Source organism: Eggerthella sp. 1_3_56FAA, assembly GCF_000185625.1.
GTDB lineage: Bacteria > Actinomycetota > Coriobacteriia > Coriobacteriales > Eggerthellaceae > Eggerthella > Eggerthella lenta.
The window spans coordinates 175,181-188,799 of record NZ_GL622579.1 but is presented as its reverse complement, the minus strand read 5'-3'; the positions used below and the strand labels follow the sequence as shown (position 1 = coordinate 188,799).

Genomic DNA, 13,619 nt, shown 5'->3' with positions numbered 1-13,619 from the left:
GCTACCCCAGCTCCGCCAGCTGCGCTTCCACGCGAGCCAGCTTGTCGGTCATCTCGGCATGCTTGGCGCGATCCTTCTCCACGATCTCGGGCGCGGCCTTCGCCAAAAAGCCCGGGTTCGACAGCTTCTTGCCCAGCTTCGCGGCGTCGGCGGCCAGCTTCACGCGCTCCTTCTCCAGGCGGGCGCGCTCGGCTTCAAAGTCCACCAGGCCCGACAGCACGATGTACACCTCGAGGCCCGGCGCCAGCGTCACGCTGGACTCGGCCGGCTTCTCCACGTCGGCGGCCATCTGAAGCGAGGCCACATTGCCCATGCCCTCGATCAGCCCGCGCTGCGCCTCCAAGCGCGCGATGTCGTCCTCCCCCGCTTTCACGGCCACGGCCAGCTGCGTCTTCGGCGAGATGCCGTAGCGGGCGCGCGTGCTGCGGATGGCCGATACCGTCTCGCACACCATGTCGATGGCACGCTCGGCATCCGCGTCCACGTACTGCGCCAGCGCATCGGCATCGGGCCATGCGGCCACGATGAGGTACGGCGCCTCCGTGCGGTCGATAGGCAGCTGCTGATAGATCTCTTCCGTCACGAACGGCATGATGGGGTGCAGCAGGCGCAGCGCCTGGTCGAGCACGAACACGAGGTTACGCTGGCACGCCGCGCGATCCTCAGGCGAGCCGTTCAGGCGCGCCTTCGAAAACTCGATGTACCAGTCGCAGAACTCGTTCCAGAAGAACGAGAACAGCTCGCGCGTGATCTCGCCGAACTCGAAGTTCCCGTACGCCTCGTCGACGCGGGCCACGAGCCCCGCCAGGCGCGAGAATATCCAACGGTCGGCCGGCGTCACGGGCTCGGGCGCGCCCGGCACGTAGTCGTCGAGGTTCATCGTCACGAAGCGCGCCGCGTTGCGGATCTTGTTCGCGAAATTGCGCGAGCTTTCCAGCTTCGCCTCGTTGAACTTGAGGTCCTGCGCACCCGTCACCTGCATGAGCAGGCCGAAGCGCATGCCGTCGGCTCCGTAGTCCTCCATGAGGCGCAGCGGGTCCACGCCGTTGCCGCGGCTCTTCGACATGGGCTTGCCGTCGGCGGCCATCACCGTGGGATGGATGATGACGTGCTCGAACGGGATGCGATCGGTGCAGTACATGGATGCCATCACCATGCGCGCCACCCACAAGCCCATGATGTCGCGAGCCGTGGACAGCACCTGGGTGGGATACGCCTGCTTCATCTGCGGCGCGTCCATGCCCTCCTCGGTCCAGCCCATCGTGGCGAACGGCCACAGCTGCGACGAGAACCACGTGTCCAGCACGTCCTCGTCCTGGCGCACGGGCTTCCCGCACACGGGGCACGTCTCGACGTCCTCCACCGACGCGTCCTCCCAGCCGCACTCGTCGCAGTAGAACATGGGGATGCGGTGGCCCCACCACAGCTGGCGCGAGATGCACCAGTCCTTGAGGTTGTCCAGCCAGTCGAGGTACACCTGCTTCCAGCGCTCGGGGTGGAACTGGATGGAGCCGTCCTCCACCACGCGCGCCGCGTCCTGCTTGAGGCCGTCCACGGCCACGAACCACTGCTCGGACTCCCAGGGCTCGAGCTTCGTGTGGCAGCGGTAGCACGTCATGACGGAGTGGTCGTGGTCCTCCACCTTCTCCAGCAAGCCCAGCTCGTCGAACGCGGCCACGACGGCTTCGCGGGCCTCGTCGCGGTCCATGCCGCTGAACGCGCCGAAGCCGTCCACCACGTGCGCGGTCTCGTCGAAGATATTGATGCGCTCGAGGCCGTTGCGCTCGCCCATCGCCCAGTCGTTCGGGTCGTGCGCGGGCGTGGTCTTCACGCAGCCGGTACCGAACTCCCTGTCCACGTGCCAGTCGGCGAAGATGGGGATCTCGCGGTCGACGAGCGGCAGTTTCACCGTCTTGCCCACGAGGTGCTTGAAGCGCTCGTCCTTCGGGTTCACCGCCACGCCCGTGTCGCCGAGCATCGTCTCGGGGCGCGTCGTGGCCACCACGAGGTACTCCAGGCCGTCCTCGGGCTCGGTCAGCGGGTAGCGCAGGTACCACAGGTGCCCCGCCTCGTCCACGTACTCGGCCTCGTCGTCGGAGATGGACGTCGTGCAGTGGGGGCACCAGTTCACGATGCGCTTGCCCTTGTAGATGAGGTCGTCGTGGTACCAGTCCACGAACAGCTTGCGCACGGCCTTCACGTAGGCCGGCTCCAGCGTGAAGTGCTCGTCGGCGTAGTCGCACGAGCAGCCCATGCCCTTGATCTGGTTCACGATGGTGGTGCCGTACTCCTTGTACCAGTCGTAGCACGCCTCGATGAACGCCTCGCGGCCGATTTCCAAACGGCTGATGCCCTGGTCGGCCAGCTTCTTGTCCACCTTGGTCTGCGTGGAGATGCCGGCGTGGTCGGTGCCGAGGATCCAGCGCGTGGGACGGCCCTGCATGCGGGCGCGGCGGATGCACGTGTCCTGGATGGTGTCGTTGAGGGCGTGGCCCATGTGCAGCACGCCCGTGATGTTCGGCGGCGGGATGACGATGGTGTAGGGCTGCCCCGTGCCCGCGCCCAGCTCGGGCGTGCGCTGGAAGTAGCCCGCGTCCATCCACGCGTCGAAAAGCGGGCGCTCGTGGGCGGCGAAGTCGTAGTCGATCTTCTTGCCGCTCTTGTCGTTCGTGTTATCGGCCATGATCTGCTCTTTCGTCCTCAAAGTCTCTCAAACCGAAAAGCGGGCGCGCCGCTCGTCCGCGATCCGCCCGCTCGTTTACCGTATCCTGCGCCCGCGCTACGCGCTTTGCAGGCTTGCCGCATCGCCCGCCGGAAGAGCTTCCGCCCCGTCCGTCGGCTCGATGTCGGGCTTTGTCTCCCCCGTGATGTCCGTCGCACGGATGGTCACCGTCGACGGGCCTTTCTGCTCGGGCAGGTCGTACATCACGTCCTGCAGCACGCGCTCGCAGATGGAGCGCAGACCGCGGGCGCCCGTGCCGTGCTCCACCGCTTCGTGAGCGATGACTTTCAAGGCTTCCGGCTCGAACGTCAGCACGGAATCCTCGAACTCGAACATCTTGGTGTACTGCTTCACCAGAGCGTTCTTCGGCTCGGTGAGGATGCGCACGAGATCTTCCTCGGAAAGCTCGTTGAGCGACGTCACCACGGGGATGCGCCCCACGAACTCGGGGATCATGCCGTACTTGTTCAGATCCTCCGGCAGCACGCGCGCCAAAAGCTCGGCCTCGGCGTGCTTCTTGCTCTCGGGCAGCTCGGCGTTGAAGCCCAGGCCCTTCTTGCCCACGCGGTCGGCGATGATGTCGGCAAGCCCGACAAACGCGCCGCCCAGGATGAACAGGATGTTCGTGGTGTCGATATGGATGAGCTCCTGCTGCGGGTGCTTGCGGCCGCCCTGCGGCGGCACGCTGGCCTCCGTGCCCTCCACGATCTTCAGCAGCGCCTGCTGCACGCCCTCGCCCGACACGTCGCGCGTGATGGACAGGTTCTCGGCCTTGCGGGCCACCTTGTCGATCTCGTCGATGTAGATGATGCCGATCTCGGCGCGCGGGATATCGAAGTCGGCCGCGGTCATGAGCTTGAGCAGGATGTTCTCCACATCCTCGCCCACGTAGCCCGCCTCGGTGAGGGTGGTGGCGTCGGCGATGGCGAACGGCACGCGCAACGTGCGGGCCAGCGTCTGCGCAAGCAGCGTCTTGCCCGAGCCCGTGGGACCCAGAAGCATGATGTTGCTCTTCGCCAGCTCCACGTCGCCGTCTACGGCGTCCGCGCCCAGGCTGATGCGCTTGTAGTGGTTGTACACCGCCACCGACAGCGCGCGCTTCGCCTGCTCCTGGCCCACCACGTGCTCGGAGAGCTCGGCGTACAGCTCGTGGGGCGTGGGCAGGTCGGCCAGCACGTCCTCCGGCGCCGGATCGGCGACCGAAGCCGTCACGACCCCGTCGCCCACCCGCGCGTGACGGCCCTCCTCGGCGTGGGAGAAGCCCTCCGCCATTGCTGCCTCGTCGTGGCCCGGAACGCTCAGCCCCAGGTCGCGCATCATGGCATCGGCGCACACGGAGATGCACTCGTCGCAGATGTAGATGCCGTTCGGCCCCGATATCATGGCCGCCACCTGATGCGGCTGCTTGCCGCAGAAGGCGCAGGCGATATCGGCGTCTCGGCCTTCGAATTCGTCGTCGCGTCTGTCGTTCATGTATCCTGTTCGCTTCTCTACTCGTCGGTGCTCGGCGCAACCGCGCGCGAGGTGGTGATGCGGTCGACCAGGCCGTAGGCGACGGCCTCTTCGGCGGTCATATAGTTGTCGCGCTCGGTGTCGTTCTGGATGGTCTCCAGCGTCTGGCCCGTGTTGTCCGCGAGGATCTTGTTCAGGCGGTTGCGGGTCTTCAGCATGAAGTCGGCCACGATGGCGATCTCGGTCTGCTGGCCCTGCGCGCCGCCGGACGGCTGGTGGATGAGCACCATGGAGTTCGGCAGGCACAGGCGCTTACCCTTGGCGCCGTTGGACAGCAGCACGGCGGCCATAGAGGCGCACTCGCCCAGGCAGATGGTGGACACATCGCACTTGATGAAGTCCATCGTGTCAAGGATGGCAAGACCCGCGGTCACCGAGCCGCCCGGCGAGTTGATGTACAGGGAGATGTCCTTGTCCGGATCGGCGCTCTCGAGGTGCAGCAGCTGCGCCACCACAGAGTTGGCCACGTTGTCGTCGATCTGCTCGCCCAGGAAGATAACGCGATCGTTGAGCAGGCGGGAGTAGATGTCGTAGCTGCGCTCGCCGCGCGGGGACTGCTCGATAACGTAGGGAATCAGTGCTGATTTGGGATCAAAGCTCATAAGGTTGCCTCGCTTGTCTCTTGCGGCCGCTCGGCGGCCTGCTTGCGTTTATGCCATAGTGAGGTTTATCGCTGCGCTGTGCAAGGCCGGGGTACCGTTTCGTTACCTCGAGCCGCCCGGCGACGCGCGGATGCGCGGCCGGACGGCTCGATGTGCTCACGGTGCTATTCTGCGTCGTCGGCCTTGGCCTCGACGTCCTCGTCCTTCTTCGCAGCCTTCTTCGGAGCGGCCTTCTTGGCGGGCTTCTTCGCGGGCTCGTCGCCTGCGGCCTCGTCCTTCTTGGCCGTCTTCTTGGCCGCAGCCTTCTTGGCCGGCTTCTTTTCCTCGTCCTTCTTCTTCGAGAGGTCGAGCTCGGTCACGACGGCCTTGTCCATGATGTCCTTCACGGCCTTGGTGCGGATCACGCCCTGGCGCACCATGTGCAGCTGGCCGTTCGAGCGCCACTCGGCCTCCAGAGCCGCGGGATCCTCGACGCCGCTCTTCACGAACTCCTCGGTGACCTCCTCGGCCGTAGCCTCCATGCCGAAGTGGCGGGCCCACGCGTCAAGCGCGAGATCCTGCTTGGACATGTCCTCGGCCTGCTTCTTCACGTCCTCCTTGAACTGGTCGGGCGTGATGCCTTGCTGGGCGAGGTACACGTCGAAGGTCATGCCCTGGCTCTGCAGCTGCTGGAAGAAGTCCTGGATCAAGCTGGCCTCCGCGTCCTCCAGCATGGCCTCGGGGACGTCGCCCTCCACGCGCTCGGCGAGCGCGTACAGGCAGGCGTTCTCCTTCAGGCGCGGCATCATGTCGGCCTTCTGGCTGGTGACGGACTCGGCGATGCGCGCACGCAGGTCCTCGACGCTTTCGAAGCCCATCTGCTCCTTGGCCCACTCGTCGTTGACCTCGGGAACGATCTTCTTCTTGACGACCTTGACCTCGACCTCGAAGTTGATCTTCTCGGTCTTGCCGGCCAGCGCGGACAGCATGATGGGCGGATCGGCGGGCATGTCCAGCGTGAACGTAGCGGTCTGGCCCTTCTTCAGGCCCACCAGCTGCTCGTCGAACTCGGCCGGGAACAGGTTCGCGCCCAAGCCGTAGGGACGGTTCTCGGTCGTGAGCGACGGAATCTCCTCGCCCTTGTCGTCGGTGGCCTTCATGGCCAGGTCGATATAGCTGTCTTCCTTCACCTTCGTGGCGGCGGAAGCGTCCTCGAACGAGTAGTAGTGCTCGCGCAGGGCGTCGATCTGCTCGTCGATCTCGGCATCGGTCGTGCCTTCGGCGGGCAGCTCGATCTCGACGGGCTCGTAGCTGGAAATCTCGATCTCGGGCTTCACCGTGACGGTGAACGAGAAGGTGTAGGGCTTGCCGGCCTCGACGAGGTCCGTCTCGTCGAATTCAGGCTTGGCGATGGGGTACAGGTCGCAATCGTCGATGGCGAGAGGATAGGTGCCGTTGACCACGTCGTCGGTGACCGTCGCGCGCACGGCTTCGGCGCCCAGGGCGTTGTCGATGATCGGGCGCGGGGCCTTGCCCTTGCGGAACCCGGGGAAGTTGTACTTGTTGGCGAAGTCCTTGTAGGTCTTCTTGATGCGGGCATCGATGTCCGCGGCATCGACGGTAACGGTCACTTTCGTGCGGTTATCTTCCAATGCCTCAACTTTTGTTTCCACGTAACTATCCTCCATCATTCATATGTCGCCTTGCGGCATCGTTCGGTGCGACTGCCTTGGCCTTCCCTTGCAGCGATGCGTTACGACCTGCAAAGCAAGCCAAGCACACCGAGACGGAATTATCGCACATATGCGCCCAGCCGGGAAGTAAAGATGAGGCAGGTTCACGAAGAACCGACGAAACCGGGACGCAACCAGGGTGCAACGGAAACGAAACCGGGGAACCGCCCGTTGAAAATTCCGCCGGCATCGAAAGTCATGCTACCATGAGACGACTTTCGACAAGGACGCAAGGAGCCCCTTATGCCCCAGGACCGCACCCTCAAAGCCATCAAATCCCGCAGCCGCAGCGAGCAGGTGTCGGTGGTCTCGCTGCTGCTCCTGCCGCTTTTGGGGATGTGCTGCCTGCTGATCCCCGACACCGTCACCGACGCGCTGCCGTATCTGCTGGGAGGCCTCATGGCGGTATCGGGCGCGGCGGGCCTCGTGTACGCGGTTGCGCACGCGAGCGGCGCGCGAGCCGACGCGCGCAGCCTCGTCGAGGAACCGGCCGTGCTGGGGCGGGCCGTGGTCATGTGCGTGCTCGGCGGCGTCATCCTCGTGCAGGGACATGCCTCCATCAGCTTCGTCGGCGTGATGTGGGGACTCCTGGGCCTGTACAAGGCCGCCGACGAGATCGACGAGGTGGTGCACGCGCTCAAGGGAAGGAGGCCCTTCGCGTTGAAGCTGGCCTTCACCGTGTTCGAGATGGTGCTGGCCGTGCTGCTTATCATCAGCCCGTTCGCGAACATCGAGCACCACGTGCTGTTGCTGGGCCTGGAACTGATCGCCTACCCCTTCCGGATCGAGTCGGGCGATTCGGGCAAGCTCACCGTCGAAACGGAAGCGTAGCGCCATTGGACGGCAAGGAAGGCGCCTCTTACCCGAATCTCGAAGGTTACAAATCGATTTTGCCCTCCCGCTAATCGCCCGATCACGGTATCATGAAGCCGAAAGCGAAACGCACCCGAAACGCAGCAGCCGGAGGCTTCCATGCCCACCATCGATCTCAACATATTGCAGGAACGCGAGCTGGCGCGCTTGCTGGACTACGAGCGCGCAACGTGCACCGTCGACGGCGACCTCGTGTATCACTGCGCCTTCCCCTATCGCCCCGACGACGACCTGCAGGTAGAGCTCATCGCGCACGGCGCGCTCATGCAGAAAATCGACGACCGCCGCGGCACCGTGGTCACCATCACGTCGGACGGATACTCCTACTTTCCCATGCTCAAACAGGAGGAAGAGGAGCGCAAGCGCCGCGAGCGTCGCGAAACGCGCCTCGTGGGCACCGCCGCTTTGTTCGCCGCCCTCAGCGTAGTCATAGGCTTTCTGTTGGGAAAGTTCTTCGCCTAGCTCGCCCGAACGCCGAAGCTGCGAGCCTTTTTCTGCTCGTGCACGCTTTTGTCAAGCGTATGCGGGTCCAACGATGCGTTTAGCTTGACAAAAGCGTGCATGGGGAACGGGACGCGCAGCCTTCGCATCCCGTATTGGGCGAAGCGCGCCGCGACGTATCTTGATGGTGCGGGCGAAAGGACTTGAACCTTCACGAGTTTCCCCACCAGAACCTAAATCTGGCGCGTCTGCCAATTCCGCCACGCCCGCACGCGTTGCATCGCGCCCGAAAGCGCGCAGCGACCATGATACCAAAAACGGCGGGAAAGAAAACCGTCGTCCGAACGCTTTTCGTGCGCGCGCCCTCTTTCTGCTACTATGATGCGACTCAACGGGAAAGGAACGCATCATGGGAATCAAGAAGGTCGTCCAGGCGTGGAACTCGGTCAGCCTGGTGAAGCGTATCGTCATCGGACTGGTGATCGGCGGCGTGCTGGGCGTGGCGGTGCCGAACATCGAGGTCGTCGAGCTGCTGGGCACGCTGTTCGTGTCGGCGCTGAAAGGCGTCGCGCCGATTCTGGTGTTCTTCCTGGTTATCAGCGCGCTTGCGAACGCTCGCGCAGCCGGATCGATGAAAACCGTCGTGCTCCTGTACGTGGTGAGCACGTTCGTCGCGGCGCTCGTGGCCGTGGTGGCCAGCTTCCTGTTCCCCATCGAGCTCACGCTGAGCGCTCCGGCGGCCGACCAGAGCTCGCCGTCGGGCATCGGGGAGGTGCTGGGCGCGCTCGTGATGAACGTGGTGTCGAACCCGGTGGACGCGCTTATGAACGCGAACTACATCGGCATCCTGGCTTGGGCCGTGGTGCTGGGCATCGCGCTGCGCGCCGCGTCGCAGAGCACGAAGGACGTGTTCGCCAGCGTGTCCGACGCCGTGTCGCAGGTGGTGCGCTGGGTGATCTCGCTGGCGCCCTTCGGCATCTTGGGCCTCGTGTACACCACGGTGAGCGCGAACGGCCTGGAGATATTCACCGAGTACGGCCAGCTTCTGCTGGTGCTGGTGGGCTGCATGCTGTTCATCGCGTTCGTCACGAACCCGCTGCTGGTGTTCTGGGGCATCCGCAAGAACCCCTACCCCCTCGTGCTGCGCTGCCTGAAGGACAGCGGCATCACGGCGTTCTTCACGCGCAGCTCGGCGGCGAACATCCCGGTGAACATGGAGCTGTGCCGCAAGCTGGGGCTGGACAAGGACAACTACTCAGTGTCCATCCCGCTGGGAGCCACCATAAACATGGCGGGCGCTGCGGTGACCATCTCGGTCATGGCCATGGCGGCCGCCCACACCATGGGCGTGTCCATCGATCTGCCCACCGCCGTCATCCTCAGCGCGCTGGCAGCGGTGTCCGCCTGCGGCGCGTCGGGCGTGGCAGGAGGGTCGCTGCTGCTCATCCCGCTGGCATGTTCGCTGTTCGGCATCGGCAACGACGTGGCCATGCAGGTGGTGGCCATCGGCTTCATCATCGGCGTGGTTCAGGATTCGTGCGAGACGGCGCTCAACTCGTCGTCCGACGTGCTGTTCACCGCCACGTCGGAGTACCGCGAGTGGCGCAAAGCCGGCAAGGAGATCACGTTCGGCGAGGATGCGTTCAGCGAGAACGAGCTGGCGTAAGGGGAACGGTTCCTCTGCAAGAAGAAGGGCGGCTCCAGGGCCGCCCTTCTTCTTGCACGCGTTGCTATTGGTCGACCACCGTCACCGTATAGGCGTTGTCGCCGACGGTGAAGGGCTTCAACAGGTTCTCGACCAGCGTATGCGCCTGAGCCTTGGCTTGCTCCAGCATGTTGGCCTGGTTCACCTTGCCCTCGGCATCTTGCTGCGCCACCTTCAGCGCCTCGGCCGTGTCTTGCTTGTTCTCCCAGTTGAACAGCGCGAACGATGAATCGTAGAACTCGAGGGAGTTCGGGTCGATCTCGATGCCCAGAAGCTGCGGCGCCGGCAGGCTCACCGTGATGGCGTTGCCGCTGACCTCGACGCGGGCCTGCGCCAGATCCACGCCTGCGCGCACCTCGGCATCGTAGACCATGGTGAAGGCCTTCTTCGTGATGAAGTCGATGTCGCCGTTCTCGTAGCGCACGAGGCCGCGGTAGTCCAGCTTGGCCGTGGCAAGCTCGCTGCAATCGGACAGCTGCTCCTGGATGGACGTGGACGACAGCGAGATGCTGGGCTCGAACGTGCGCTGCACGGCGAGCGTTCCGAACACACCGGCCGCGATCAGCGCGACGGCGACGATAACCATGACTATCTTCTTCATGCCTCTCCTACCTCGTCAGCTTTCACGCTACAAGGATATCATGGGAGAAGAACCCGAAAACGCCGCCTCACGACTTCAACGAACGGTTGTTGCCCGACCGTCACGAGCCGGGATGCGCCGCCGCGTTCGTCCATTTCCGCGCCCGCGAGTTCGCACGGCATCGGGCAGGGAGTCCAAGTCCTCGACTTATGCGCGCCTCTGCCAAGAGGGCGCGGTATTCCGCTCGACGCCCCGAGCGCAGACCACGAGCCGTAATCGGGCGGCTCCCTGCGGCGCCGATGGGAAGCCTCCCTGTCGGCACCGCACGAGAAACCCCTCGCGGGCAATTCGCGCTTATCGGTCGAGGCGGGCGTAGGATTGGCCGTCGCGCTGCTCCACCTTGATGCCGTCCAGGTCGTCGAGATAGGGCCTGAACTGCGCGTAGCCCAGATCGCGCAGCTTGAACGTGCGGAACTTGCCGCGCACGCGCTTGCCCAGCACGGACAGCGCGATCCCCTCCGGCTCGGCGGCGGCCACGGTCTGGCGGATGAACGCCTCGGGGTCGGACGGGGCAGCGGCGCCTTCGGCGACAGCCTTCGCAGTCGCTTTGGCTGGACGCTTCGGTGCGCGCTTCGCGGGCGCTTCGGACTCCCGCTTCGGCGCTTCCCCGACGGGCTCCTCCTGCGTCGCCGTAGCCTCGGCGACCGGCTGCTCGGCCTTGGGGGCCTTCGCCCTCGCGGGCTTGCGCTTCGGCTTCGCAGCGGGCTTCTGCTCCTCGGTTGGCGCGGCGGCCTGGGCAGGCACCTCGCCGTCCGAGCGCTCACCCTTCTCGGTCTGCTTCTTCCCCGCCTGCTTGCGCCCTTCCGAGCCTCTCGAGCGAGAAGCAGCCGCGCGCATGCGGGCGGCACGTCCGGGACGGTTGTCCGAGGGAGGCTGCTCGGCAGGCTCGGCTTCGACGACAGGTTCGGCCAGACGATCATGCTGCTCGCCTGCGGGCTCCGCTGAGAGTTCCGGTTCCTGAACCGGCTTCTCCTCGGTAGCCTCGGATCCCTGCTGCGCCGCGACCTGATCCTTGCGACGACGCGGCTGACGGCGCGACGCGGGCTTCTTCTCGACCGGCTTCGCCTCAGCGGCGCCCTGTGCGTCCGTCGATCCTTCAGATTCTGCAACCGGCGCGTCTTTCACGTCGTCGGCCTGCTTGGTCTCGGGTGCCTGCTCTGCCTCCGGGGAAGCGTCCTTCGGAGCGTTCGCACCCTCAGCCAGCACCACGGCCACCGAGCTGCCGTCCTTGATGATCTGCACGCTGGCGAACTCGTCGAGCAGCTTCGACAGCAGGTTCGTGCCGTAGCTGCGCACGTCGAAGTCGGGGTAGCGCTTCAGCAGACGGCTGCCCACCTCTCCGAGCCCCGTCGACTTGCCGTTGTTCTGGTTGTCCGTGATGATGTTCACCACGGCCTGCTCGATCTCGTCCTTGCTCATGGTGGTGGTTCCAGCGCCCTGGCCGTTCGACGACGAGCCCTGGTCGTGACGGTTCCTGTTGCGTCCGCCCGACTTGCCGCCCGTGTCGCCCAGCAGAAGCTCCAGCGTGGTGAAAATGTCGCATGCCTTTCTGAACGGCGTGGGCGTCTTCTTCTCGCCCATGCCGATGACCGTGAGGCCGCTTTCGCGGATACGGCTGGCCAGACGCGTGAAATCGCTGTCGCTCGACACGATGCAGAAGCCCTCCACCGAGCGCGTGTACAGGATGTCCATGGCGTCGATGATCATGGCCGAGTCGGTGGCATTCTTGCCTTGAGTGTAGCCGAACTGCTGGATGGGCGTGATGGAGTTCTCCAGCAGCGCGTCTTTCCACTTGGCATGGAGCGTGAGCGTCCAGTCGCCGTAGATGCGCTTGTAGGTGACGGTGCCGTACTTCGACAGCTCGTCGGTGATGGGCTTTATATATTTCGCCGACACGTTGTCGGCATCGATCAAAAGTGCGAACCGCTTTTCAGACGATTGCTTGATATCCACGTAGTGCTCCTCATTCCGATTGCGGGAGGGCCGGATGCCCTGCCCCTCGGGCGTCGACTCTTCTTCGGGCGCCGCGCTAGGCAGCCGTTTTCGACGTCTTGGATGATTCTATACTACTTGAAAGCAAGCGATCGACAGGCGTTTGCAAAATGGTTGATACATTTTGCTCATATTCCTCTTGCACTCCCGGTAGAAAATCCGTATACTACCACCTTGCGCCTTGGTGGGTGTAGTTCAGTCGGCTAGAACGCCAGATTGTGGCTCTGGAGGTCGTGGGTTCGAGTCCCATCATCCACCCCAGCGCGAGTTTGAAAAAAGTACTTGCAATTGCTGGAAACATGCTTTAAAATAATCCAGCGCTTTGCGCACTTGGAACTTTGACATAGGCGTTATTTCTGGACTGTTAGCTTAGTTGGTAGAGCAGGGGACTCTTAATCCCAAGGTCCGGGGTTCGAGTCCCCGACAGTCCACCATTTGAATTCTAAAGGTCAGACATCATGTCTGGCCTTTTTCATTTTCCCCCTTCTCCTCTGAATTGTGGGCACCTTGTGTATGATGGCGGAAGCATCTGCGACAAAACGCTCCTTCGCGCGTGTTGGTAGCGGAAAGGAGATGGGATATGGATGTAGGTTGCGAGGCTCTGGGAGCCGGAACGTCCCGGAGCGACCGTCCGCTTGCTGCAGCGAACGGACGAAAACCGCACGCTGGCCAGCCGAGCGGAACCGTGCACGTCCTCGACGCCGTGGCGCTCGAAAGCGCCATGGAGCGCTGGGGCGACACCGTGCTTCGCTTGGCTACCAGCCGCATGGGCAGCGTCGCCGACGCTGAGGACGTGTTTCAAACCGTGTTCATGCGCCTGCTGCAATCGAGAGAGCGGTTCACCGACGACGAGCATCTGAAGGCGTGGCTTCTGCGCGTGACGATCAACTGCTGCAACGACGTGCACCGCAGCCCCTGGAGCAAGCGCCGCGCCGAGCTTGACGATGCCACGCTGTCCACGTTGCGCGCCTCCGAGCTGGACGAGCCGGGACGCGAAGCGCCCGACGACGCTTTCGGCAACCGCAACCTCGAGCCCGGCGACTTGGCCGCGGCTCTCGCCCGCCTCACGCCCCAGCAGCGCACCGCCGTGCACCTGTTCTACTTCGAAGGATATGCAACCGACGAGATAGCGCAGATCACCGGCGAGCGCTCAGGCACCGTCCGATCCCACCTCCACCGCGCGCGCAAGGCCCTCAAGATCAATCTAGGAGCGCACTCATGAACGAAAACGATTTCCGCAAGGAGTACGAGCGCATGCAGCACCAGGTGCGCGCGTCGTCCGATCTCAAAGAACGCACGCTAGCCGCCGCCGAGCGGGCAGCCGACCGCTTCGCCTCCTCCGCTCAGCCGGTCGCGACCGCGTCAGCCAAGCGCCCACATCGGCGCGCCGGATCGCGCAGCGGCGGCGTCGCAGTTGCGC

At 64.3% G+C, this 13,619-nt stretch carries 10 protein-coding genes, 3 tRNA genes and 1 pseudogene; 7 read left to right on the top strand and 7 right to left on the bottom strand.

Annotation, left to right across the window (positions count from 1 at the left end; genetic code table 11):
* Nucleotide 1: 1 nt before the first annotated feature.
* The 4 genes from HMPREF1023_RS00775 to tig all read right to left on the bottom strand — a co-directional run bounded on the left by HMPREF1023_RS00775 (nt 2) and on the right by tig (nt 6,488).
* Entirely contained in the window at nt 2–2,683 is a 2,682-nt protein-coding gene (locus HMPREF1023_RS00775) for a valine--tRNA ligase (protein WP_009304214.1), read from the bottom strand.
* A 96-nt stretch (nt 2,684–2,779) separates the two neighbouring features.
* The gene (clpX, locus tag HMPREF1023_RS00770; RefSeq protein WP_009304213.1) at nt 2,780–4,195 is read right to left on the bottom strand and encodes an ATP-dependent Clp protease ATP-binding subunit ClpX; all 1,416 of its coding nucleotides are present in this window, start codon (nt 4,193–4,195) and stop codon (nt 2,780–2,782) included.
* A gap of 17 nt (nt 4,196–4,212) precedes the next feature.
* Complete coding sequence (locus tag HMPREF1023_RS00765; protein ID WP_009304212.1) at nt 4,213–4,836, bottom strand: ATP-dependent Clp protease proteolytic subunit; 624 nt, start codon at nt 4,834–4,836, stop codon at nt 4,213–4,215.
* A 164-nt stretch (nt 4,837–5,000) separates the two neighbouring features.
* On the bottom strand, nt 5,001–6,488 hold the full coding sequence (gene tig, locus HMPREF1023_RS00760; protein WP_009304211.1) for a trigger factor: 1,488 nt from the start codon (nt 6,486–6,488) through the stop codon (nt 5,001–5,003).
* Nucleotides 6,489–6,791: 303 nt separating this feature from the next.
* Here tig and HMPREF1023_RS00755 point away from each other — a divergent pair, with 303 nt between their 5' ends.
* Both HMPREF1023_RS00755 and HMPREF1023_RS00750 read left to right on the top strand, forming a co-directional pair.
* Nucleotides 6,792–7,379: a DUF308 domain-containing protein gene (locus HMPREF1023_RS00755; RefSeq protein ID WP_009304210.1), complete on the top strand. Its 588-nt coding sequence runs from the start codon at nt 6,792–6,794 to the stop codon at nt 7,377–7,379.
* A 141-nt stretch (nt 7,380–7,520) separates the two neighbouring features.
* Nucleotides 7,521–7,883, top strand: a complete 363-nt coding sequence (locus tag HMPREF1023_RS00750; protein ID WP_009304209.1) for a hypothetical protein — start codon at nt 7,521–7,523, stop codon at nt 7,881–7,883.
* A 164-nt stretch (nt 7,884–8,047) separates the two neighbouring features.
* Here HMPREF1023_RS00750 and HMPREF1023_RS00745 read toward each other — a convergent pair.
* Nucleotides 8,048–8,132: transfer RNA gene (locus HMPREF1023_RS00745), tRNA-Leu, on the bottom strand.
* Nucleotides 8,133–8,271: 139 nt separating this feature from the next.
* On the opposite strand from HMPREF1023_RS00745, the gene sstT reads away from it, so the two are divergent.
* On the top strand, nt 8,272–9,528 hold the full coding sequence (sstT, locus tag HMPREF1023_RS00740) for a serine/threonine transporter SstT (protein WP_009304208.1): 1,257 nt from the start codon (nt 8,272–8,274) through the stop codon (nt 9,526–9,528).
* Between the two features lie 64 nt (nt 9,529–9,592).
* Here sstT and HMPREF1023_RS00735 read toward each other — a convergent pair whose 3' ends face one another.
* A complete protein-coding gene (locus HMPREF1023_RS00735) occupies nt 9,593–10,168 on the bottom strand; it encodes a DUF4230 domain-containing protein (protein ID WP_009304207.1) in 576 nt (191 codons plus the stop codon).
* Nucleotides 10,169–10,501: 333 nt separating this feature from the next.
* On the bottom strand, nt 10,502–12,160 hold the full coding sequence (locus HMPREF1023_RS00730; protein WP_009304206.1) for an NYN domain-containing protein: 1,659 nt from the start codon (nt 12,158–12,160) through the stop codon (nt 10,502–10,504).
* Nucleotides 12,161–12,383: 223 nt separating this feature from the next.
* On the opposite strand from HMPREF1023_RS00730, the gene HMPREF1023_RS00725 reads away from it, so the two are divergent.
* The 4 genes and pseudogenes from HMPREF1023_RS00725 to HMPREF1023_RS00710 form a co-directional block, all read left to right on the top strand.
* Nucleotides 12,384–12,460: transfer RNA gene (locus HMPREF1023_RS00725), tRNA-His, on the top strand.
* Between the two features lie 97 nt (nt 12,461–12,557).
* Nucleotides 12,558–12,633: transfer RNA gene (locus HMPREF1023_RS00720), tRNA-Lys, on the top strand.
* A 146-nt stretch (nt 12,634–12,779) separates the two neighbouring features.
* Nucleotides 12,780–13,421: an RNA polymerase sigma factor gene (locus HMPREF1023_RS00715; protein WP_009608270.1), complete on the top strand. Its 642-nt coding sequence runs from the start codon at nt 12,780–12,782 to the stop codon at nt 13,419–13,421.
* Nucleotides 13,418–13,619 (top strand): annotated as a pseudogene (locus HMPREF1023_RS00710) (hypothetical protein); the annotation flags it as partial. The gene HMPREF1023_RS00715 and the pseudogene HMPREF1023_RS00710, both read left to right, overlap by 4 nt.